The organism is Halalkalibacter kiskunsagensis (assembly GCF_037027555.1).
GTDB classification, from domain to species: Bacteria; Bacillota; Bacilli; order Bacillales; family Bacillaceae_D; genus Halalkalibacter; species Halalkalibacter kiskunsagensis.
In genome coordinates, this window is the sequence record NZ_JAXBLX010000024.1 from 1 (window position 1) to 21,478 (window position 21,478).

Here is a 21,478-nt window from a genome sequence, read left to right on the forward strand (position 1 = left end):
GGATTTGGGGAGGTACTTCCTTTTTTATGCCTTGGAACCCTTGAGACACAAGGGATGATATTTATGAAATTCACTCATTTTATCTGAAAATTAGGTATAATGATAAGTAACTTTATTTGGAGTGTGATGTTTAGATGGACGATGTTCCGTCAAGTACGATCGCGTTTTTAATCCTGCTTTTATTACTGTCTGCTTTTTTCTCATCAGCCGAGACCGCTTATTCTAGTGTAAACAAAATTCGACTTCGAAATTATGAAGGAGAAGGGAGGTTGGGAGCAAAGACAGCAGTTTACATTGCTGAGAATTTTGATAAGACGCTGTCGACGCTATTAGTCGGTAATAATCTTGTAAACATTGCAGCCGCAACGCTTTCATCTCAAATAGCTACTCAATTATTTGGACCTAGTTTGGGCGTATTTATTAGTACGTTTGTTGTAACCATTTTGGTTTTGATTTTTGGAGAAATCATTCCCAAATCATTAGCAAAGGAATATGCAGAGGTATATGCGTTAAAAACATCTGGAGTTTTGTTTGTCTTAATCCAAGTCTTCTATCCCGTGACGTGGATTTTTTTGCAAATCAAAAAACTTGTTTCAATCTTTGTCAGAAACAAAGAGATGGTCCCTTCCGTTACAGAAGAAGAAATAAAATTGCTCGTACAAATTAGCGAAGATGAGGGCATCATTGGGAAAAATGAGAAAGAGCTGGTTCACAGATCTCTTGAATTTGATGATATTATCGTTAATGAGATTTTAAAGCCTCGTCCTGATATGGTTGCAATAGAAGTCAATCAACCAGTAGATGAGATAAAAGAAATCTTTTTTAAAGAACATTTCTCAAGAATTCCTGTATATGAAGGAAACATTGATAATATTATTGGGATCTTATCAGAACGTGACTTTTTTACTACGTACATTCAACAAAATGAAAATATGAATATTAAATCAATCCTGCGCAATCCATTGTTCGTAGTAGAATCGATGAAAATCTCTGCCTTATTACCTGAGTTACAAAAACAAAAGGTGCATATCGCTATCGTAATCGATGAATTTGGTGGAACGTCAGGCCTAATAACGCTTGAAGATATTTTGGAGGAAATCGTTGGGGAAATTTGGGATGAACATGATATTAGTATTAAGCAAGTGAAACAACTAGGGCCGTCAAGTTATGTGTTCAATGCAGATTACTCGATTGATGATTTCGCCGAGTTTGTTAATATGGATGCTCCACTTACATCGAATCATACTCTCGGTGGATGGCTAATAGAAGAATTTCAACGAGTACCACAAGAGGGAGAAGAATTTTCTTATCAAGATCTTAACTTGAAAATAACGAAGGCTGAGAAAAAAAGAATCCGTCAAATTCAAATTAATATCAATCAAAAGCAAGAAAGTGTTGAGTTCGCAAATTAATATGAGTGTGAGCAAGTTATCTGATGATAGCTTGCTCTTTTTGGTTTACATATAATATTGATTGCCATTAGCCCCCAAAGTGATAAGTTGACTATGAAGCTATTTGTTAAAAATTGTTATCGATCCTTGTCTTCTACCATAATCGTGAGTGCAGTATACTAGATGAATGAACATAGAGTTGTTATAAAGAAATAAATACAAGTCTCTACAAGTAAACCTTTTAAGTAGAATCCTTAAGCAACTATATGTCACACTCTCATATCGGTAATTATTTGCAGTAGCAGATTTTTTTCTAGGAATTTACTGGAACGGATATTTGCTCGGTAAGGCTCGATCGTGGGGTTTGTATATTTCTATGATGATTTGAGTTTGGGTTGTTTTCATTTTAGGCTTCACACAATTTATTCCCTAAATAGAAAGAAACGAATATTGAATAAGAAGGTTCGTTTTTTCCTTTTTATAAGAGAGGAAGTTTTAAAAAAAGATATGGAGAATACAATATAATATTAAAAAATAGATACAATTAACTTGTTGGGACTAGGCTTCCTTGAACATATTTTTCAGATTATCTTCATTTTGATAGTGTTTTCCTGTAATATATATTTATAGGAGATATTATGACCTAGTCATAATTGTAAAGTTAGGGTGATAAAATGAAACGGGTTGGAATCATTGGTGTTGGTTCTTATGTTCCAGAAACAATTGTGACAAATTACGATTTAGAAAAGAATGTAGATACAACTGATGAATGGATTAGGACAAGAACTGGAATTGAAGAACGTAGAATTGCTAGTGAAGATATAGATACGTCAGATATGGCAATTATTGCAGCTCAAAAAGCTATTGCTGATGCCAAATTATATCCTGAGGATATAGATTTGATTTTAGTTGCAACTGCAACACCTGACTATGCTTTTCCATCTGTTGCCTGTATCGTGCAAGAAGCTCTTGGTATGCATCATACACCAGCAATGGATATAAGCGCTGCATGTTCTGGATTTATTTATGCCTTAGTAACGGGGAAACAATTTGTTGAAAATGCCACATATAAAAATGTGTTAGTTATTGGTAGTGAAAAATTTTCTAAAGTCGTCGATTGGACGGATCGGAATACGTGTGTGCTATTTGGCGATGGAGCTGGAGCTGTTATTCTAAGTCAAGTTTCTGAAGATAAAGGGATTCTATCGTTTTCTCTGGGGGCTGATGGTTCAGGAGCCAATCATTTACTCGTTGATAAAAAAACGAACTTCGTTGAAATGAATGGCAGGGAAGTATTTAAATTTGCGGTCCGACAAATGCCTAATTCTAGCTTAGAAGTAGTTGAGAGAGCAGGATTAACGAAAGAAGATGTTGACTTTCTTATTCCACATCAGGCAAACATGCGTATTATTGATGCAGCTAGAGAGCGTCTAGGCCTTCAAAAAGAAAGAGTTTCTACAACAGTACGAAATCACGGAAATACATCAGCTGCATCAATCCCGTTAGCTTTATTCCATGAAATCGAAGCTGGGAAAATCCAAGATGGTGATGTAGTTGTGATGGTTGGTTTCGGTGGTGGTTTAACATGGGGATCAATTTGTTTGAGGTGGGGAAAATAACTAGTTAAAAAAGGGGAGGATCCATTTGAAAAAAAGAGTTGTTATTACAGGGGTAGGAGCGGTCACGCCATTAGGAAATAATGTTTCTACTACATGGGAAAATATAAAAATGGGAATTTCAGGCATTGGTCCATTAACAAGACTTGATTCAGAGCAATTTAACGTTAAAGTTGCAGGTGAAGTTAAAGACTTTGTTCCTTCAGAATTTATTGATGGAAAAGAAGCTAGAAGAATGGCTCGTTTTACCCAATTTGCAATCGCTGCTAGCAAAATGGCACTTAATGATGCTGAACTTACTCTCGGGGGAGATGTTGATCCTGAACGAGTCGGTGTATGGATTGGTTCAGGCATTGGTGGTTTAGATGCATTTGAAGAACAGCATAAACGTTTTTTAGATAAAGGACCAAAACGAGTTAGTCCTTTTATTATTCCTATGCTTATACCTGACATGGCTTCAGGTCGAGTATCGATCGAAGTTGGAGCTAAAGGATTAAATAACTGTTCAGTTACGGCATGTGCTTCAGGAGCTAATTCAATTGGAGATGCATTTCGAGTTGTTCAAAATGGTGATGCGGATGTTATGATTGCTGGTGGTACAGAAGCGGCGATTACTGACATGACGATTGCAGGATTTCAAAATATGACCGCTCTTTCTACGAACCCAGATCCGAAAACAGCGAGTCGCCCATTTGATAAAAATCGGGATGGCTTCGTCATTGCTGAAGGCTCAGGAATTCTAATTTTAGAGGAACTCGAGCACGCACTAGCACGTGGTGCAAACATATATGGAGAAATGATTGGGTATGGGGGAACAGGTGATGCCCATCATATTACAACGCCAGCTCCAAATGGGGAAGGTGCACAGCGCGCGATGAAATTGGCTTTAAAGGATAGCGGTGTATCATTAGAAGACGTCGATTATGTAAATGCACATGGGACAAGCACTCATTATAATGATTTATATGAAACAACGGCGATCAAAGAAGTGTTTGGTAAGCAGGCTTACGATCTTTCCGTTAGTTCTACGAAATCGATGACAGGGCATTTACTTGGAGCGGCAGGTGCAATTGAAGCGATATTCTCCTTATTATCAATGAGTGATAGTATCCTACCACCAACCATTAATTATGAAACACCAGATAAGGAACTTGATTTAGATTACGTTCCAAATCATGCAAAAGAAAAAAATGTAAATGTTGTTCTATCTAATTCCTTAGGGTTTGGTGGGCATAATGTTTCCTTGATATTTAAAAAGTTTTAGAGTAGTTCTAAAAAGGTAAAAACCAATTTTTGAAATTGGATATGGCTGAGCACGCTACGTATCTCCAAGGAGACACTCCTTGGAGATACGTAGTGGATACGCTCATTGCTTCGTGAAGTTCCCAATAGGTAAAACAACCTTTTGAAAATACCTCTTTAGCATTTAATTTCTGCATTTTTTCGTTGATAGTAGTACCAATTTAATAGAATAGAAATACCATAGAAACCAATAAAGAAATACAACGCTGTAATTGGAGTACCTGTAGTGGATACAGACCATCCAAATAGTTGCGGGATGAAGAAAGATCCATACGCTGCAAATGCCGCCGTAAATCCTAAAACAGGAGCTGCTTCTTTAACAGGAAAGATAATTGGAATCATTTGGAATGTGGATCCAGATCCCGCTCCAGCAGCCATAAATAAAAGAAGGAATGATAGTAAGAATCCAACAAAATGTTGTTGACTGATAAAGTAAATAACAGAAAATGCTCCAAGTGCCATAACGACAAGAACATAAGCTGTTACTCTAGCGCCACCAAATTTATCAGAGATCCAACCACCTATAGGACGGAACGCGGCAGCCAAAAAGGCACCAAGAAATGCTAAAGCAACATATTCAGGAAATTGTGAACGAAGTAATAATGGAAATGCTGCACCGTACCCAATAAATGAACCGAATGTTGCTACATATAAAATGGTCATGATCCATGTGTGTTTACGTTTCACAATGATAAATTGGTCTTTAACTGATTGCTTAGATGTTGGAAGATTATCCATTCCGAAATAAGCAACAATTGTCATTACAATAATCGGAATCACCCATATGAAGGCAGCATTTTGTAACCAAATTTCTTGGCCATTCGGTAATAACTGCCCCTCACCACCAATAAAAGCAAAGGTTCCTACTGTAATAATAAGCGGAGTAACGAATTGAACAACTGATACCCCCATATTTCCTAAACCTCCATTAATTCCAAGGGCTGTTCCTTTTTCTTTTTTCGGAAAGAAGAAACTTATATTTGCTAAAGCAGATGAAAAGTTTCCTCCACCAAGACCACATAGAGCTGCTAATAGAAGCATCACCCAAAAAGGGGTTTCGGGATTCTGAACTGCAAAGCCAATCCCTAGTGTTGGGATGATGAGAATTCCAGTAGAAAATACAACCCAGTTTCTTCCACCAAACTTCCCAACTGCAAATGTATAAACGAACCGTAATGATGCACCAACAAGTCCTGGGATAGCCGCTAACGTAAAGAGTTGTTCATCTGTAAATGCAAAGCCAATATCATTTAATCTTACCGCTACAACCGACCAAATTTGCCAAACAATAAAAGCGAGCATTAATGTAGGAACAGAGATCCATAAATTACGTTTCGCATGTCTTTTTCCTTCTTTTTCCCAAAATTCTTTGTTTTCTGGATTCCATTCTTTAATTCTTCCCATGCTGATATCCCCCAATAATCTATTGATATATTTCAGATGCTTCTTTTGATTACATTCCAAATCATACAAACTTAAATCGAATCTGAATGTGATGTTTGTCACACGGTAACAAAACTAACTTTTCTAACAAGGTGGTTTTACAATAATAATAAGATGAGGGAAGTAGGGATATAGGTATAAAAGGTTACTGATTTTTCACCTAAATATATTTATTAAAGGAAAAGTCATGAACATATTGTGAACTGATGAACAATTAATTGTTAGTGTGATCTTTCTCACTTAATTGTTACGTTTTATGCCCTACAATGAGCAATAGAAACAAACATTGTGAAGTATTGAACAAATCGGAGGGATTGAACATGGGAAAGAAACAATTAGTCATGATCGGGAACGGGATGGCAGGTGTTCGTGTCATTGAAGAAATATTGAAGCTTGATTCTGACTTGTACAATATTACGATATTTGGGAAAGAACCTCATCCTAATTACAATCGAATTCAACTATCAAATGTTCTTCAAGGAAATACAACATTTGAAGAAACAATTATGAATGATTTAACCTGGTATGAATCGAATCATATTCAGCTTTTCACTGGAGAAGCAATTACACGAATTGACACGGAAAAACAGGTAGTTTTTTCTAATAAAGGTAGACATGTAAAATATGATGAATTAATTCTTGCAACAGGGTCTTTACCCTTTATTTTGCCCGTACCTGGTGCAGATAAAGAAGGTGTCATAGGCTTCCGTGACATTCAAGACTGTGCAGAAATGATTCAAACGGCTAAACAATATAAAAAAGCCGTTGTGATAGGAGGAGGACTTCTTGGATTAGAAGCAGCAAAGGGCTTAATTCACCTTGGTATGAAAGTTGATGTCGTTCATTTAATGGAACACTTAATGGAACGTCAACTTGATGCCATTGCATCCACTATGTTGAAAAAAGAATTAGAGCAACAAGGCATGAATTTTCTAATGGAAAAAGCGACGGTAGAATTGACTGGAACTGACCGTGTTGATGGAATTCGGTTCAAAGACGGCACCGAGGTGGAAGCGGACTTAGTCGTTATGGCAGCAGGTATTAAACCAAATGTAGAGTTAGCAAAACAGAGTGGAATCTACGTAAACCGAGGAATTGTTGTAAATGATTTTATGGAGACTAACCTTCCACATGTGTATGCCATTGGTGAATGCGCCGAGCATAGAGAAATCGTTTATGGTCTAGTCGCTCCTCTTTATGAACAAGGAAAGATTCTCGCTCAAACTCTTTGTAATCAGAAAGACCAAAGATACGAAGGGTCAATTACAGGTACACAATTAAAAGTCTCAGGGGTGGATCTGTTCTCAGCTGGTGAAATTTATGACGATGAATCATCGAAATCAATTGTCGTTCACAATGAATACGAAGGCGTTTATAAAAAAGTTCTGATCAGAGCTCACCGAATTGTTGGTATTGTGTTATACGGAGATACAAAAGATAGCAATCGCTTGTTTAAAATGCTAAACGAAAAACAAGATGTTTCTGATTGCACTTCGATTTCATTCCTTCAATCAGGTGGGACAGAAACAAATGATATTGCAACGATGCCAGCTGATGAAATTGTATGTGGGTGCAATGGTATTAACAAAGAAACGATTGTCAATGCCATTCAACAAGATGGAGTAACCACTGTCGAGCAAGTTGGAGGATGTACAAATGCTGGTCGTTCATGTGGACGATGCAAACCAGTTATTCAAGACATCATTGCGTACACTCTTGGTGACGAGTTCGCACATACTGCTGGTAAAAAGACGGTATGTAATTGTACAACATTAAGTCGTGATGAGGTGGTTGAGGAAATCAATGAAAAAGGATTAACAACCATTAAAGAAGTAATGCACGTACTAAACTGGTCAACTGATGAAGGGTGCTCTAAATGTCGTCCAGCTCTTAATTACTTTTTAGGTATGGTGTATCCGGACTATCGAGATGAAAGAGATTCGCGCCTAGTGAACGAAAAAATGCATGCGAATATTCAAAAAGATGGAACGTATTCAGTCATTCCAAGAATGTACGGCGGTGTTACAACAGCGAAGGATTTACGGAAACTAGCTGATGTCGCTGAGAAATACAATGTACAATTACTGAAAATTACAGGTGGACAACGAATTGGATTATATGGTCTTGAAAAAGGTCAGCTACCTGATGTTTGGGAAGAATTAGGGATGCCGTCTGGATATGCGTACGGAAAAACGTTACGTACAGTGAAAACATGTGTTGGAGCACAGTTCTGTCGCTTTGGGACACAAGATTCTATGAGTTTAGGAATAGAGTTAGAAAAACGCTTTGAGCGTCTTGATACGCCACATAAAGTAAAAATGGGTGTATCTGCTTGCCCAAGAAACTGCGCAGAAGCAGGGATTAAGGATGTCGGAATTGTAGGGCTTGATGGTGGATGGGAAATTTACGTAGCCGGTAACGGGGGGACCGACCTACGAGCTGGGGACCTACTGTGTAAAGTAAAGACGGAAGAAGAAGTGTTCGAAATTACTGGAGCTTATTTACAATATTATCGTGAAACGGCATTGTATTTAGAGCGAACTTCTAGTTGGGTAGACCGTTTAGGGTTGGAACATGTAAAAGAGGTTGTTTTTAATGAGGAGAAAAGAAATGAGTTAAACATACGTCTAAGCAAAACGCTTGCTCGTTATGAAGAGCCATGGCAAAAAGCGATAGAGGATTCATCTATTCGTGATGCTTATTATACAACACGTGAAATCATGAAAGTGTAAAAGAAGAAGGGAGAGATTTTCAATGATTCACAATGGAATACGTATAAAAATTGCTGATTATAATCAGTTACCAAGTATGGTTGGACAGGTGTTTATGGTCGGACAAGAGGAAATAGCGGTATTTCGCCTTTCAAATGGAATAGTTCGAGCGCTTAAAAACAAGAGCCCTCATCCAAAAGGGGGAAAACTAGCTGACGGTCTTGTGAGTGGTGAATATATTTTTTGTCCGATTCATGATTGGATTATTTCACTCATTGATGGAAAAGTTCAAGCGCCTGACAGAGGAAGTGTACAAACTTATCCAATAGAAGTAGAGGGAAACAACGTTTATCTTATCTGGTAAAACAGGGATCAAATTCATCATTTTGTCACGAATAACAATTGATTTGTGATATTTATCACATTCATATACTGTTAAATCTCATAAACTAATAAGTGTAAGGTATTAAATGTCATCGCAAGACAATCACAAAGATAGGTGTAAATTTACTAATCATGTAAACGTGAGCACCTATTATTGTGAAAGTATTCACATTGAAGGTATGAACGTACATCGCAGATAATTTGAGAGAGCGAGGAAAAGTAAATGAACTATTGGAGAACATTTAAACAAGGAAAATGGCAAAGTGACGTAGATGTCAGAGACTTCATTCAACGGAATTACAGGTTATATGAAGGGAATGATACATTTTTAGAACAAGCAACAGATCATTCCTTACAATTATGGGATCAAATTATGGATCTTAGTAAAAAGGAACGCGAGAACGGCGGCGTTGTAAATATGGATACATCGATCGTTTCTACGATTGTATCTCATGAGCCTGGCTACTTAAATAAAGAATTAGAACAAGTAGTTGGATTGCAAACAGATGAACCGTTTAAGAGATCACTTCAACCTTTTGGTGGGGTACGAATGGCTGCGGATTCGTGTAAAGCTTACGGATATACGCTTTCACCTGAAGTGGAAGAAATCTTCACAAACTATCGCAAGACTCATAATCAAGGAGTATTTGATGCTTATACACCTGAAATGAGATTAGCACGAAAAGCTGGGATCATCACAGGCCTTCCAGATGCCTACGGTCGTGGTAGAATTATCGGAGACTATCGAAGAGTAGCGCTCTATGGTGTTGACTATTTATTAAATCAAAAGCAAGAAGAATTAAATACTACTGGCTCAACGATGACAGAAGAGGTCATTCGTGAACGTGAAGAATTATCTGAACAGATTAGAGCCCTACGTGAATTAAAAGAAATGGCAACGTCGTATGGGTACGACATCTCAAAGCCGGCAGAATCAGCAAAAGAAGCGTTTCAATGGTTGTACTTTGCTTATTTAGCAGCAATTAAAGAGCAAAATGGTGCAGCAATGAGCCTAGGACGAGTTTCAACGTTTTTAGATATTTATATTGAGCGAGATATACAAGAAGGGACGTTAACAGAGGTTGAAGCTCAGGAATTAGTCGATCAGTTTGTTATGAAACTACGCCTCGTTAAGTTTGCGAGAACACCAGATTATAATGAACTATTTAGTGGTGACCCTACTTGGGTAACTGAATCCATTGGGGGTGTCGGAGTTGATGGAAGAGCGTTAGTTACAAAAAGTTCGTTCCGGTTCCTGCACACATTAGATAATTTAGGGCCAGCACCCGAACCAAACTTAACAGTATTATGGTCAAATCAATTGCCAAATAACTTTAAAGATTATTGTGCAAACATGTCAATTAAAACAAGCTCAATTCAATATGAAAATGATGATCTGATGAGAGCAAGTTACGGTGATGATTACGGAATTGCGTGTTGTGTAAGTGCGATGAAAATAGGAAAACAAATGCAATTTTTTGGAGCTCGTGCTAATTTAGCAAAAACACTATTGTATGCGATCAATGGTGGGGTTGATGAAAAACTTAAAATTCAAGTAGGACCATCTTTTTCACCAATTACAGACGAGTATTTAGAATACGAAAAGGTTGTTGCCAATTTTGATAAGGTGATGGATTGGTTAGCAGAACTGTATATGAATGCACTTAATGTGATTCACTACATGCATGATAAATATAGTTATGAAAGAATTGAAATGGCCCTGCACGACAAAGAAATCATTCGCACGATGGCTTGCGGGATTGCAGGATTATCGGTAACGGCGGACAGTTTAAGTGCAATCAAACATGCCAAAGTAAAAGTCATTCGCGATGAACAAGGAATTGCTGTCGACTATGAAATCGAAGGGGATTACCCTAAATATGGAAATAACGATGATCGTGTCGACGATATTGCCGTGTCGCTTGTGAAATCCTTTATGAATAAATTGAAAAAACATAGAACGTATCGAAATGCGATACCAACAATGTCTGTCTTAACGATTACAAGTAATGTTGTGTACGGTAAAAAGACTGGCAATACACCAGATGGAAGAAAAGCAGGGGAGCCTTTTGCACCTGGAGCTAATCCACTTCATGGACGCGATCAAAAAGGAGCACTTGCATCTTTGACATCTGTTGCAAAAATACCATATGAGTATTCGCTTGATGGCGTATCTAATACATTTAGTATCGTACCTAAAGCATTAGGAAAAGAAGAACAGGATCAGACGTCAAATTTAGTGGGGATTCTTGATGGATATGCAAAACAAGGGGGGCATCACTTAAATATTAATGTATTCAACCGCGATACATTAATTGATGCAATGGAGCATCCAGAAGAATACCCACAATTAACGATTCGTGTCTCGGGTTATGCTGTTAACTTTATAAAATTAACACGCGATCAACAAATTGATGTGATAAATCGGACGTTCCACGAATCACTGTAGAGTTTATGCCAATATAATTTTGAATGAACTAAGAACAAAAGTGTAGCCTCTGCATAGTAGTTGCCCCCTTGAAGGAAAATCAAAAATAAAGACAACTAACGGGGGCAACTCTAATCAGTCACCTTGGTTATCTAGAAAAATGAGGGATTCGTTATGATAGGAAAGATTCATTCAATAGAAACATGTGGAACTGTAGATGGTCCTGGATTACGTTATATCGTATTTATGCAAGGCTGCTTGTTACGATGTCAATACTGTCATAATCCAGACACATGGAAGGTTGGCGAAGGAAAAGAGATCACCGTCAGTGAAATTATCAACGATCTTCAGTCCTATATTCCATACTTTGAAAGCAGTGGTGGTGGGATTACGGTTTCTGGAGGAGAACCTTTGCTTCATCTCGACTTTTTAATTGAACTTTTTACAAAATGTAAGGAGCTAGGTATCCATACGACCATTGATTCTTCAGGAGGTTGTTTCCAGGAGCATCCTGAATTTTTACGCAAACTTGATCGATTACTTGGATTAACAGATTTAGTGCTACTAGACCTAAAACATATTGATCCTATCAAGCATCAAGCATTAACAGGAATGAAAAATGATCACATTTTAGCCTTTGCAAAACTGCTTTCTAGTAAAAACATTCCGATTTGGGTTCGCCATGTATTAGTTCCCGGAATTTCAGATGATGTAGGTGATTTGAGAAATTTACGACTGTTTATAGACGAATTAGATAATGTAGAAAGAGTTGAAGTTCTTCCATATCATAAATTAGGGGTTTATAAGTGGAAGGAATTAGGACTTGAATATGCTTTAGATCATGTAGAACCCCCAACCGAAGAGAAAATCGCAGAAGCTAAGACTCTTCTATTAAGTAGATAGCAAATGTAAACCAGCTGTGAGATTAATCTCACAGCTGGTTTTTAGTAGTGGGGTAACAAATAAAGTGTTATAAGAACAAGTGATAAATGTCACAGATAACCATTAAAGATGTATGTAAAATACAAGTTATAGAGAGAAAAAATTCATTGTAATCGGAGGCGACGTATTATGTTTTGTCATCAATGCGAACAAACACCAACTGGAGGCTGTAACATCGTTGGCGTTTGTGGGAAAAATGAAGATATTGCAAGTTTACAAGACACACTCGTTTTTGCGTTAAAAGGAATTGCAGCGTATGCAACTCATGCAAGGCAACTTGGTTTTTCTGACTCAGAAGTCGATGCAACAACACATGAAGCGTTATACATGACATTAACTAATTCAAATTTTAATTTACAAGAGCATATTGATATGGCTATGAAAGTCGGGTCTTCTGCAGTAAAAGTGATGGAACTACTAGATCACGCCCATACAAGTAGACTTGGAGTACCTGAACCTGTCACTGTTTCACAAAATAAGGTTGAGGGAAAAGCCATCATCGTAACAGGTCATAATCTATTTGCATTAGAAGAATTACTTAAACAAACGGAAGGAAAAGGAGTTAATATTTACACACATTCAGAAATGCTTCCAGCCCATGGCTATCCAAAGCTAAAAAAGTATTCACATTTGAAAGGAAATATCGGAAAAGCTTGGTTCGACCAGCGGCGATTGTTTGAAAAATTCAAAGGAGCGATTCTTGCGACAACAAACTGTGTTATGCCAATCAAAGGGAGCTACTCAGACCGATTCTTCACCTATGATATTGCAGGTCTAGAAGGAGTCGAAAAAATCGTGAACGATGATTTCACTCCGTTAATTGAAAAAGCTTTATTATTACCTGATGCAAATATGGAAAGCGAAGAAAGCTTAACAACTGGATTTCATCACAACACGGTTATTGGAATTGCTCCTGAAATTGTTGATGCAGTAAAAGCAGGAAAAATTCAACGTTTCTTCGTCATTGCAGGCTGCGATGCACCAGGACCAGGTGGGAATTACTACCGTGAGCTGGCAACATCCTTACCAAATGATACAGTTATTTTAACGACTTCCTGTGGTAAATTCCGATTCAACGATCACGACTTTGGGACAGTAGCCGACACCGGAATTCCTCGTTATATCGACTTAGGTCAATGTAATAATTCGGTTTCAACAGTCAAAATTGCGCTAGCGTTAGCAGAAGCATTTGAGTGTGAAGTAAATGAACTTCCTGTTAGCATCGTGTTATCATGGTTTGAGCAAAAAGCAGTCGCTATTCTACTTGGCTTATTTAGCTTAGGAATCAAAGACATTCGGATCGGGCCTAAACCACCAGAATGGATTACACCAGGTGTACTTAGTGTGCTACAAGAAGCATTTAATTTAAAGCTGATTACTACGGTAGAGGAGGATCTGAGAGATATGTTGGCGTTGGGAGCTCATTTGGCTTAGGCGAAGATGTAAAAATAGTGAATGGAAATATCATTCATTTTGATAGTAAATAGTTTTTTTGAAGTGCGATGTGTAAGATATCGCACTTCATTTAACATTGTTTGATAAATGGTGAAGAAGAATATAAAAAACTAAGAATGCGTTCTTGCTAATCATCCCTTATCAATATCGTTATATTATCAAGATAAGAAAGAACATTCATAGTTCGATGCTATGGATATTATGTGAATTGTTTCACATTAATAAAAATGATGATAATTTGATAAGGTTAAATGCTTGGTGGTTGAAACGTTCATCCTGCTTTTAATACAGATGCTTTTGATTGGTTTCTTTTAATTCTTTTAATATCAAATTGAATGAGTATGGATATAATAAACGCTATGATTAATAAAATGGTAAAGAAATAAAAAGCAGGGATATAACTATCTGTAGCCTCATGAAAATAAGAAACAGCAATAGGACCAACGATACCGGCTGCAGACCAAGCTGTTAAAATATATCCATGTATGGCACCCAATTCTTTTGTACCAAAAATATCAGCTATAAAGGCAGGGAGAGAAGCAAACCCGCCGCCATAAACGGTCATAATTAGAAAAATGAAAACTTGAAATAAGATAACATTTGTTATATGGGGCAATGTAAGAAAAGCTGTAATTTGAATAATGAAAAATGCTGAAAATACAGTAGGACGACCTAAATAATCGGAAACGCTTGCCCATCCAATCCTCCCCCCGCCATTAAACATACCCATAAGTCCGACCATGGAAGCAGCTGTTGCAACGCTTAGTCCAACCATTTCTTGAGATAAGGGAGAGGCAACGGAAATAATCATGATGCCTGAACTAATATTAATAAAAATCATGACCCAAAGCATCCAGAAACGCTTTGTTTTTACTGCTTCGTTTGCCGTAAGCTGCGATAAGTCTTCTTTTAACTTTTTGTTACTAGTTTGCGTGGTCCCTTTTATTCCTGAAGCCATCCAACCTTCAGGTGGGCGTACAATATATAATGCACCCGACATCATTAAAACGAAATAAGCGGTTCCTAGAATATAGAATGTGTTGGGAATTCCAACCAAGTCGATTAATTTAGCTGCGAGGGGGCTTGTTATAAGAGCACCTGCTCCAAAACCAAAGACAGCCATTCCTGTAGCTAAACCTCTTCTGTCAGGAAACCACTTTACTAGAGTAGATACTGGAGAAATATAACCCAACCCAAGTCCAATTCCACCAACGACACCATACATGATCAAAAACAAAGGTAACGATTGTATCGAAACGGCAAAACCTGCTCCAATCTGTCCGGCGCTAAATAGAATGGCTGCCAACATAGCAGATTTTCGTGGTCCTTTCTTTTCGACCATTCGACCAAAAGTAGCTGCAGATATTCCTAAAAACGCGATAGCTAATGTAAACGCAAGTGTAACTTGGGTTCCTTTCCACCCTAACAATTCTCCAATTGGGTTTGTGTATACACTGTAAGCATAAGCAGAACCAATTGATAAATGGATTGCGATTGCTGATAAAGCAATAAACCACCTATTTTTTTTGTGTTTCAAAATTCTCACTCACTTTCTTGGTAAAATATTTTTGTAATACATGCTATTATCACAATCAAAAAAATGTTTTTCTTACATAACACACATTGCCTCTCGTTCTTATGATATCTAAGCGAATATGATTGTGAGTATTTCTAACTGTCTCTTTTTAAAAGATAAGTTATTTTCATAAAAAAGTATGTGATACTCATCACATACTAAAGGTTTTAACTTTTTAAAGGCAATAATGACATGAAACAATAATGGGTCTATTCAAAACTTTATATTTCTACGTGCCTTTTAAAAAACTTTTATAAGAGTGATGAAGGTCACGGAAGAAATGCAAGTTTAACGATTACAATAATAATAGTCCAATATATTGGTATCACAATTTATTTTTTCGTAATAGTAATGTATTTTTTACTCTTGTTTTTCTGCGGGACCGTTTTTAAGAAAAGGTAAAAGTACGACTAAATAGTACTGATTGGAAGGGATGACATCAAAATGATGACTCAGGAAGTATTACTCGTGAAAGAATTTTTTAGCAATGAAGTGAAAAACCATTATTATGTTGTCTGGGAATTAGTAGAGACCGTAACAGATGAATTAGAGGATACTATCACAGAAGAGGTTGTGAAAGTAATGTATGAGACAAGTGAATGTAGTTCTCTAATACCTATGCATTCATTTATCGTTGAGAAAGCAGGAAATATAGAAGATTCATTAACTAGAGTAAGGGAACAGTGTAAGTATATTTTTAAAGAAAATAAAACAATGGTAGAATAAGCAAACGTTTTAAACAATGGATCCAGTTATAGTATTCTTATTAAATAGAATTTATAGCTATCCGATAAATGACAATAATCCTTTTTAAAAAGAACGGAACCCTATTTTCTAGGATCCCGTTCTTTTATGTCGTAAATGGTATTGGATTAATAGATTCAGAACGCGATTTTTGTATTAGTACAACTCCTTATAATTATTCGTGTTATACTAAAGGGGTGTTTTACGTAATGCAACCATTATAGAAAATTATTTATTACTTAAGGTGTAGGAGTAGTGGGAATAGAACTTCTTTGGCAGTCTACCTTTGAAGTATCTTTCATCAATCAATCATTTGTGAAGTGTGTAAGCGTTTGAAAATACCATAATTCATTTATAGGGTTAGGTATTTTTTATCAAAAAAAGATAATATGTTACTATTAACTATAGTTAGTCAAATGATAATGAGAGGAGGGTTCTTATAGTGCTCTCGTATAAAGAAAAAGAACTAATTAAAGATTATTTGATAAGGAATAACTTCTTTACTCTAATTGATTTATGTAATTATTTAATTGACAACGGCTCTAGTACAGCTAAATACTCTACTGGAAAGTTTCACATATACCCTTATGTTGCTGTTTTTTTAGAAACGTATGTAACTAGTTCAGCATTAGAAATAAAGCAACTCGAGAATAACATACAATATAAGATTATTGGTGAGCTATCGATTAATAATGAAAGAAAAGATAACAAAGAAAATAAAGACAAAGAAAAAATAATTGAAACTGGGCAGCTTAGTTTGTTTTAATGGTTTGGTTGCTAGTAATTAGTATTGGTTGGATTGTCGATAAGTTCGGTATTTCTTGGCAACTTTATCTACCAAAGTTAGTATATGTAGAAACGAGCACAGATAACTTTTTTGTGCTCGTTTATCTATTTGTCTGTATCATGTTATAAAACGCAGAATAGTTAAACCCTTAAAATCAGTTCAGTTTAGTGTTGATATTCCAATGAATACTTGATTATAAAATTAGAGGGTTCATCGATTTAAACCACTTTGCCACCACAATACGGCCCCTTCCTTTTAAAATCATTCTTTTTTAGATATCTGACCAACGAGAAGTTGGTAATACATATTGTAGAATCCATTGATGTTTTTATTATTTGCCCTTTGTCTATTGTCAACCATTTTAAATGAATGGTTGACATATAATCTGTAGGGATGTAAAATTTTTTTAATATATGGCTAACATTACCATGGAGGTGTAGATGCTAAATATATGAAAAGTACAGAATACAAATATAGACCCCTAATAAGGTTTATTGACTTTATAGTAATGAAATTAACTGTTTTTCAATTAGCTAATCCTCTAAGACATGCTTTTACGCTAAAGGCTAAATCGTATGCAGGATAAAAAAATTTATAGTATTAGAATGAGAGCTGCAAAGGGAGGACCTCATGAAAAAGGTGGAAAGCATATTTCTGGTGGAGAAGTTCTAGCAAACTATGAAGATATAAAAAAAGCCGTAAATACCTTGTTGGACAAGGCGATCATGCATTCAAGAGGGAACCCAGATTTTATGCAAATTCAATTTGAGGAAGTCGAAAAACCTGTTCAATATTTAGCGCCCTTACGTATCAAAACAAATAATGTTTCAAGTCTACAAGAAGGGCATCAACGGGCAATTAATCTGCTTAAGAAATGCGGGGTACCTAGGCCAACAATTGAAGAAGCATACAAATTAATGGAACAATCAGAAAATTCCGGGATGAGAGGAGCTATCTTATTAAACGTTCATTCGGGTGAACGAGTCGACAATAGAGGAGAAAAAGGAGTACGTGTTTCACGAATGGATTGGGATAATGACAACTTTAATAATTGGGCTATAAGACAGAAAATTCCGAGTGAATTAAAAATAAAGGAAGCTATAACACTTGCAACTAAAGTAGCTAGCCATCCTGAAATTTTTGCTGAGTTGTGTTGGTCAGATGATCCAGATTATATTACAGGTTATGTTGCAAGTAAAAAAATAGGTTATCAAAGAATTTCAAAGCTTAAAGAATATGGTGATGAAAGAGGATTTCGTATTATTTTTGTTAAGAATGTTCCGAACATTGATACCTATATAGATTACCTTGAAAAAGAGCCCACACTACTATACTGGGAGGAAGATGATGACACACGATTTAATTGAAAAAAGCAAAAAGCATTTATGGTTACCTTTTACGCAAATGAAGGATTATGATCTAGACCCTCTAATTATAGAGAGCGGGAATGGCATTAAGGTGAAAGACATTAATGGCAAGGAATATTTTGATGGTTTTTCATCTGTATGGCTTAATGTTCACGGTCATAGAAAAAAAGAATTAGACCAAGCGATAAAAGATCAGCTAGAGAAAATTGCTCATTCGACTCTATTAGGAATGACGAATGTACCAGCCACAAAACTTGCAGAGAAATTAGTTGAAATATCTCCAGATAATCTTACACGTGTTTTCTTTTCAGATAGTGGTGCCGAAGCAATGGAGATCGCACTAAAAATGGCATTTCAATATTGGAAAAACGTAGGAAAATCACAAAAACAAAAGTTTGTTTCCATGCAAGATGGGTATCATGGCGATACGATTGGTGCGGTAAGTGTGGGTGCTGTAGAGCTCTTTCATCGTGTCTACGGTCCTCTAATGTTTGAAAGTTTCAAAGCGCCAATTCCATATGTATATCGATCAAAAAGTGAAGATTCAAAACAGTGTCGGGATGAATGTTTACAAAAGCTTGAAGAACTGCTTAAGGTTCATCATGAGGAAATTGCAGCCCTTACCATTGAATCAATGGTACAAGGGGCTGCAGGAATGATTGTAATGCCAAGTGGCTTTCTAGCAGGAGTGCGCGCTCTATGTACAAAGTATGATGTATTAATGATTGTAGATGAAGTTGCGACTGGTTTTGGTCGTACGGGAAAAATGTTCGCTTGTGAGCATGAAAATGTTCAGCCCGATTTAATGGCTGCCGGTAAAGGAATAACTGGAGGATATCTTCCAATTGCAGTGACGTTTACTACAGAGCAAATCTATGAAGCATTTTATGATGACTATGAAAAGTTAAAAACTTTTTTTCATGGACATTCCTATACAGGCAATCAATTAGGTTGTGCCGTTGCACTAGAGAACTTGCGTCTCTTTGAAACTGATGAAATTGTTCAAACCGTTGAGAATAAATCAGAAGAACTGAAGGAAATCCTATCAGACTTACATTCTTTAACTCATGTTGGTGATATTAGACAGTTAGGGTTTATGTGTGGCATTGAGCTTGTACAAGACAAATTAACCAAAACTCCTTTCCTATTTAAGAAGAGAATAGGCTATAAAGTCTCTTTAAAGATGAGAGAACTTGGAATGCTGACAAGACCATTAGGAAATGTCATTGTGTTTATGCCTCCACTTGTTAGTACTAAAGATGAACTGGAAACAATGGTTAACATTATGAAGGAGGCGATAGAAGTCGTTTGCCAAGAGGAGGAAGCCGTATTTGTACACGACATTTAATTCGTGGTTAGCAGAAAGGGTCATTGACATAAAAGAAAATAACTTGTACCGAGAGTTAAATGTCATGAATAGCTGGCCTAAGCCTAAGGTTGATATGAATGGAAAGAAAAAGATTGTTTTTTCTTCTAATAATTATTTAGGCCTGGCGACTGATGAACGACTAATTAATGCGGCAGAGTCAACTGGAAGAAAGTTTGGTGTAGGGAGTAGTGGTTCTAGATTAACAACAGGAAACAGCAGTTGGCATGAAAAACTTGAAGATCGAATTGCTAGCTTTAAACAAACTGAGGCATCCCTGCTTTTCTCAAGTGGATATCTCGCAAATGTTGGCGTTCTGTCTTCCTTACCTGAAAGCGAAGATATTATCTTAAGTGATGAGTTGAATCACGCGAGTATAATTGATGGCTGTCGACTTTCAAAAGCTAAAACAATCATATACAAGCATGTTGATTTACAAGATCTCGAAAATAAGTTAAAAGAAACGAAAATATATGATAGACGTTTTATCGTTACAGATAGTGTGTTCAGTATGGATGGGAATATTGCACCGCTAGATAAAATCATAGCTTTAGCCAAAGCTTACCATGCTTATGTTATTGTAGATGATGCGCACGGCACAGGTATTTTGGGTGAAAATGGACGAGGAGCATGTGAGTATTTTGGAGTCAAACCAGATGTGGTGATCGGGACCTTAAGTAAAGCAATAGGAACAGAAGGTGGGTTTGTGGCTGGTTCTTACATATTACAAGACTTTTTAATTAATCAAGCACGGACATTTATTTTCCAAACAGCTATTCCCCCTAGTGTGTGTGCTGCTTCTTATGAAGCGATTAATATAATTGAAGTAGATCAGAGAATGAGAGAGTCATTAATGCTAAAAGTGAATATTATTCGTAATAGACTGCAAGCATTAGGATATAAAGTAAAAGGTAATAAGACACCAATTATTCCTGTCATCATCGGCGAAGCAAAAAAAGCCTTATGGTTTTCCAACAAGCTAAAAGAGCATGATATATTTGCACCTGCCATACGGCCACCAACCGTAAAGGAAGGAGAATCTCGTATTCGTTTGACTGTTACTGCAGAGCATTCCTATGACGACATCGATAGATTAATCCAGGCTTTTGAAACGATACGTAAAGAACAAGAGGTGACTAAGTGAGGGGGATCTTTATAACAGGTACAGATACAGCTGTTGGTAAGACAGTTATTTCTAGTGGAATCGCAGGGGTTTTACGGGATGAAGGTGTGAATGTTGGTGTATTTAAACCAATGTTGAGCGGAATTAAACGAGGCGATCCAAAAAGTGACTCGTACTGGTTGAAAAAGATGTCTAAAAGCTCACTCACCCTTGAAGAAATCACTCCATTTGAATTCGAAGAACCTTTGGCCCCAGGGATTGCGCAGGAACTAGAAGGAAAGAACATATCACTTGAAGATATTTTAAAACACTGGGATATAATTCGGAATAAACATGAATTTTTTATCGTCGAAGGAGCTGGTGGGATATCAGTTCCTTTAGGGAAGGGGTATTTAGTCAGTGATTTAATCAAAGCACTAAATCTTCCAGTACTAATCGTAGCACGGCCCAATCTAGGCACTATTAATCATACTTTTTTAACTGTAGAATACGCAAAAAAACTAGGTTTAACTATTACTGGAATTATTATAAATGGAACTAGTGAAAAGATAAACCTAGCCGAGAAAACATGTCCTAAAGTTATAGAAGAGATGTGTTCAATTCCAATTTTAGGTATAACTCCGAAATTAAAGTGTATTTCGGAGGTAACAGTTAAGCAATTAATTAAAGATCATCTTCATTTAGATATACTACTTAAAAAATAGGGGATTTATAAGGTTCAATGGTTGGAACTATCAAACAAGTGTTACAGGTCGTGAATTAACTAATGATGAGTCATTTCAATATTAGAATGTCTGACGATGAGTATTGCTACTTATGCATCCAGTTTATTAAAGTCGTAAG

General features: G+C 36.6%; 16 protein-coding genes. 14 read left to right on the forward strand and 2 right to left on the reverse strand.

The annotated features are described in order from the left end of the window. Nucleotides 1-134 precede the first annotated feature (134 nt). The 3 genes from SLH51_RS14565 (at nt 135) to fabF (ending at nt 4,271) form a co-directional block, all read left to right on the forward strand. The gene (locus SLH51_RS14565) at nt 135-1,412 is read left to right on the forward strand and encodes a hemolysin family protein (RefSeq protein WP_335962069.1); all 1,278 of its coding nucleotides are present in this window, start codon (nt 135-137) and stop codon (nt 1,410-1,412) included. A 653-nt stretch (nt 1,413-2,065) separates the two neighbouring features. After that, on the forward strand, nt 2,066-3,010 hold the full coding sequence (locus SLH51_RS14570; protein ID WP_335962070.1) for a beta-ketoacyl-ACP synthase III: 945 nt from the start codon (nt 2,066-2,068) through the stop codon (nt 3,008-3,010). A gap of 25 nt (nt 3,011-3,035) precedes the next feature. Then, nucleotides 3,036-4,271 carry a beta-ketoacyl-ACP synthase II gene (gene fabF / locus SLH51_RS14575; RefSeq protein WP_335962071.1) on the forward strand — a complete coding sequence of 412 codons (1,236 nt, stop codon included), beginning with the start codon at nt 3,036-3,038 and terminating at the stop codon, nt 4,269-4,271. Between the two features lie 155 nt (nt 4,272-4,426). Here the strand turns inward: fabF and SLH51_RS14580 are convergent, their stop codons facing one another. Further along, nucleotides 4,427-5,713, reverse strand: a complete 1,287-nt coding sequence (locus SLH51_RS14580; RefSeq protein WP_335962072.1) for a NarK family nitrate/nitrite MFS transporter — start codon at nt 5,711-5,713, stop codon at nt 4,427-4,429. Between the two features lie 359 nt (nt 5,714-6,072). Between SLH51_RS14580 and nirB the strand changes: the two genes are divergently transcribed. From nirB to hcp, 5 genes are all read left to right on the forward strand, one after another. Then, nucleotides 6,073-8,484 (forward strand): nitrite reductase large subunit NirB, encoded by a 2,412-nt coding sequence (gene nirB, locus SLH51_RS14585; protein ID WP_335962073.1) that lies wholly within the window; start codon nt 6,073-6,075, stop codon nt 8,482-8,484. 22 nt (nt 8,485-8,506) lie between these two features. Further along, entirely contained in the window at nt 8,507-8,827 is a 321-nt protein-coding gene (gene nirD, locus SLH51_RS14590; protein WP_335962074.1) for a nitrite reductase small subunit NirD, read from the forward strand. Between the two features lie 243 nt (nt 8,828-9,070). After that, nucleotides 9,071-11,296, forward strand: a complete 2,226-nt coding sequence (pflB, locus tag SLH51_RS14595) for a formate C-acetyltransferase (RefSeq protein WP_335962075.1) — start codon at nt 9,071-9,073, stop codon at nt 11,294-11,296. Nucleotides 11,297-11,449: 153 nt separating this feature from the next. Then, on the forward strand, nt 11,450-12,178 hold the full coding sequence (gene pflA / locus SLH51_RS14600) for a pyruvate formate-lyase-activating protein (RefSeq protein ID WP_335962076.1): 729 nt from the start codon (nt 11,450-11,452) through the stop codon (nt 12,176-12,178). A 168-nt stretch (nt 12,179-12,346) separates the two neighbouring features. Then, a complete protein-coding gene (hcp, locus tag SLH51_RS14605; RefSeq protein WP_335962077.1) occupies nt 12,347-13,651 on the forward strand; it encodes a hydroxylamine reductase in 1,305 nt (434 codons plus the stop codon). A gap of 292 nt (nt 13,652-13,943) precedes the next feature. Here hcp and SLH51_RS14610 read toward each other — a convergent pair whose 3' ends face one another. Next, a complete protein-coding gene (locus SLH51_RS14610; protein WP_335962078.1) occupies nt 13,944-15,209 on the reverse strand; it encodes an L-lactate MFS transporter in 1,266 nt (421 codons plus the stop codon). Between the two features lie 483 nt (nt 15,210-15,692). Here SLH51_RS14610 and SLH51_RS14615 point away from each other — a divergent pair, with 483 nt between their 5' ends. From SLH51_RS14615 to bioD, 6 genes are all read left to right on the forward strand, one after another. Further along, nucleotides 15,693-15,974 (forward strand): hypothetical protein, encoded by a 282-nt coding sequence (locus SLH51_RS14615; RefSeq protein ID WP_335962079.1) that lies wholly within the window; start codon nt 15,693-15,695, stop codon nt 15,972-15,974. A gap of 460 nt (nt 15,975-16,434) precedes the next feature. Continuing rightward, nucleotides 16,435-16,758 (forward strand): DUF3895 domain-containing protein, encoded by a 324-nt coding sequence (locus tag SLH51_RS14620; RefSeq protein ID WP_335962080.1) that lies wholly within the window; start codon nt 16,435-16,437, stop codon nt 16,756-16,758. Nucleotides 16,759-17,354: 596 nt separating this feature from the next. Further along, on the forward strand, nt 17,355-18,146 hold the full coding sequence (locus SLH51_RS14625; protein WP_335962081.1) for a 6-carboxyhexanoate--CoA ligase: 792 nt from the start codon (nt 17,355-17,357) through the stop codon (nt 18,144-18,146). After that, nucleotides 18,127-19,494, forward strand: a complete 1,368-nt coding sequence (bioA, locus tag SLH51_RS14630; protein WP_335962140.1) for an adenosylmethionine--8-amino-7-oxononanoate transaminase — start codon at nt 18,127-18,129, stop codon at nt 19,492-19,494. The genes SLH51_RS14625 and bioA overlap by 20 nt, the downstream gene beginning before the upstream one ends. After that, on the forward strand, nt 19,478-20,656 hold the full coding sequence (gene bioF / locus SLH51_RS14635; RefSeq protein WP_335962082.1) for an 8-amino-7-oxononanoate synthase: 1,179 nt from the start codon (nt 19,478-19,480) through the stop codon (nt 20,654-20,656). The genes bioA and bioF overlap by 17 nt, the downstream gene beginning before the upstream one ends. Continuing rightward, nucleotides 20,653-21,339, forward strand: coding sequence for a dethiobiotin synthase (gene bioD / locus SLH51_RS14640; RefSeq protein WP_335962083.1), 687 nt, complete (start codon nt 20,653-20,655; stop codon nt 21,337-21,339). The genes bioF and bioD overlap by 4 nt, the downstream gene beginning before the upstream one ends. The last annotated feature ends 139 nt before the right edge of the window (nt 21,340-21,478 follow it).

Excerpts from the sequence above, each read along its gene's own strand:
- SLH51_RS14565 (WP_335962069.1), top strand. The coding sequence starts at position 135 with ATGGACGATGTTCCGTCAAGTACGATCGCGTTTTTAATCCTGCTTTTA.
- SLH51_RS14570 (WP_335962070.1), top strand. The coding sequence starts at position 2,066 with ATGAAACGGGTTGGAATCATTGGTGTTGGTTCTTATGTTCCAGAAACA.
- SLH51_RS14580 (WP_335962072.1), bottom strand. The coding sequence starts at position 5,713 with ATGGGAAGAATTAAAGAATGGAATCCAGAAAACAAAGAATTTTGGGAA.
- nirB (WP_335962073.1), top strand. The coding sequence starts at position 6,073 with ATGGGAAAGAAACAATTAGTCATGATCGGGAACGGGATGGCAGGTGTT.
- nirD (WP_335962074.1), top strand. The coding sequence starts at position 8,507 with ATGATTCACAATGGAATACGTATAAAAATTGCTGATTATAATCAGTTA.
- pflB (WP_335962075.1), top strand. The coding sequence starts at position 9,071 with ATGAACTATTGGAGAACATTTAAACAAGGAAAATGGCAAAGTGACGTA.
- pflA (WP_335962076.1), top strand. The coding sequence starts at position 11,450 with ATGATAGGAAAGATTCATTCAATAGAAACATGTGGAACTGTAGATGGT.
- hcp (WP_335962077.1), top strand. The coding sequence starts at position 12,347 with ATGTTTTGTCATCAATGCGAACAAACACCAACTGGAGGCTGTAACATC.
- SLH51_RS14615 (WP_335962079.1), top strand. The coding sequence starts at position 15,693 with ATGATGACTCAGGAAGTATTACTCGTGAAAGAATTTTTTAGCAATGAA.
- SLH51_RS14625 (WP_335962081.1), top strand. The coding sequence starts at position 17,355 with ATGCAGGATAAAAAAATTTATAGTATTAGAATGAGAGCTGCAAAGGGA.
- bioA (WP_335962140.1), top strand. The coding sequence starts at position 18,127 with ATGACACACGATTTAATTGAAAAAAGCAAAAAGCATTTATGGTTACCT.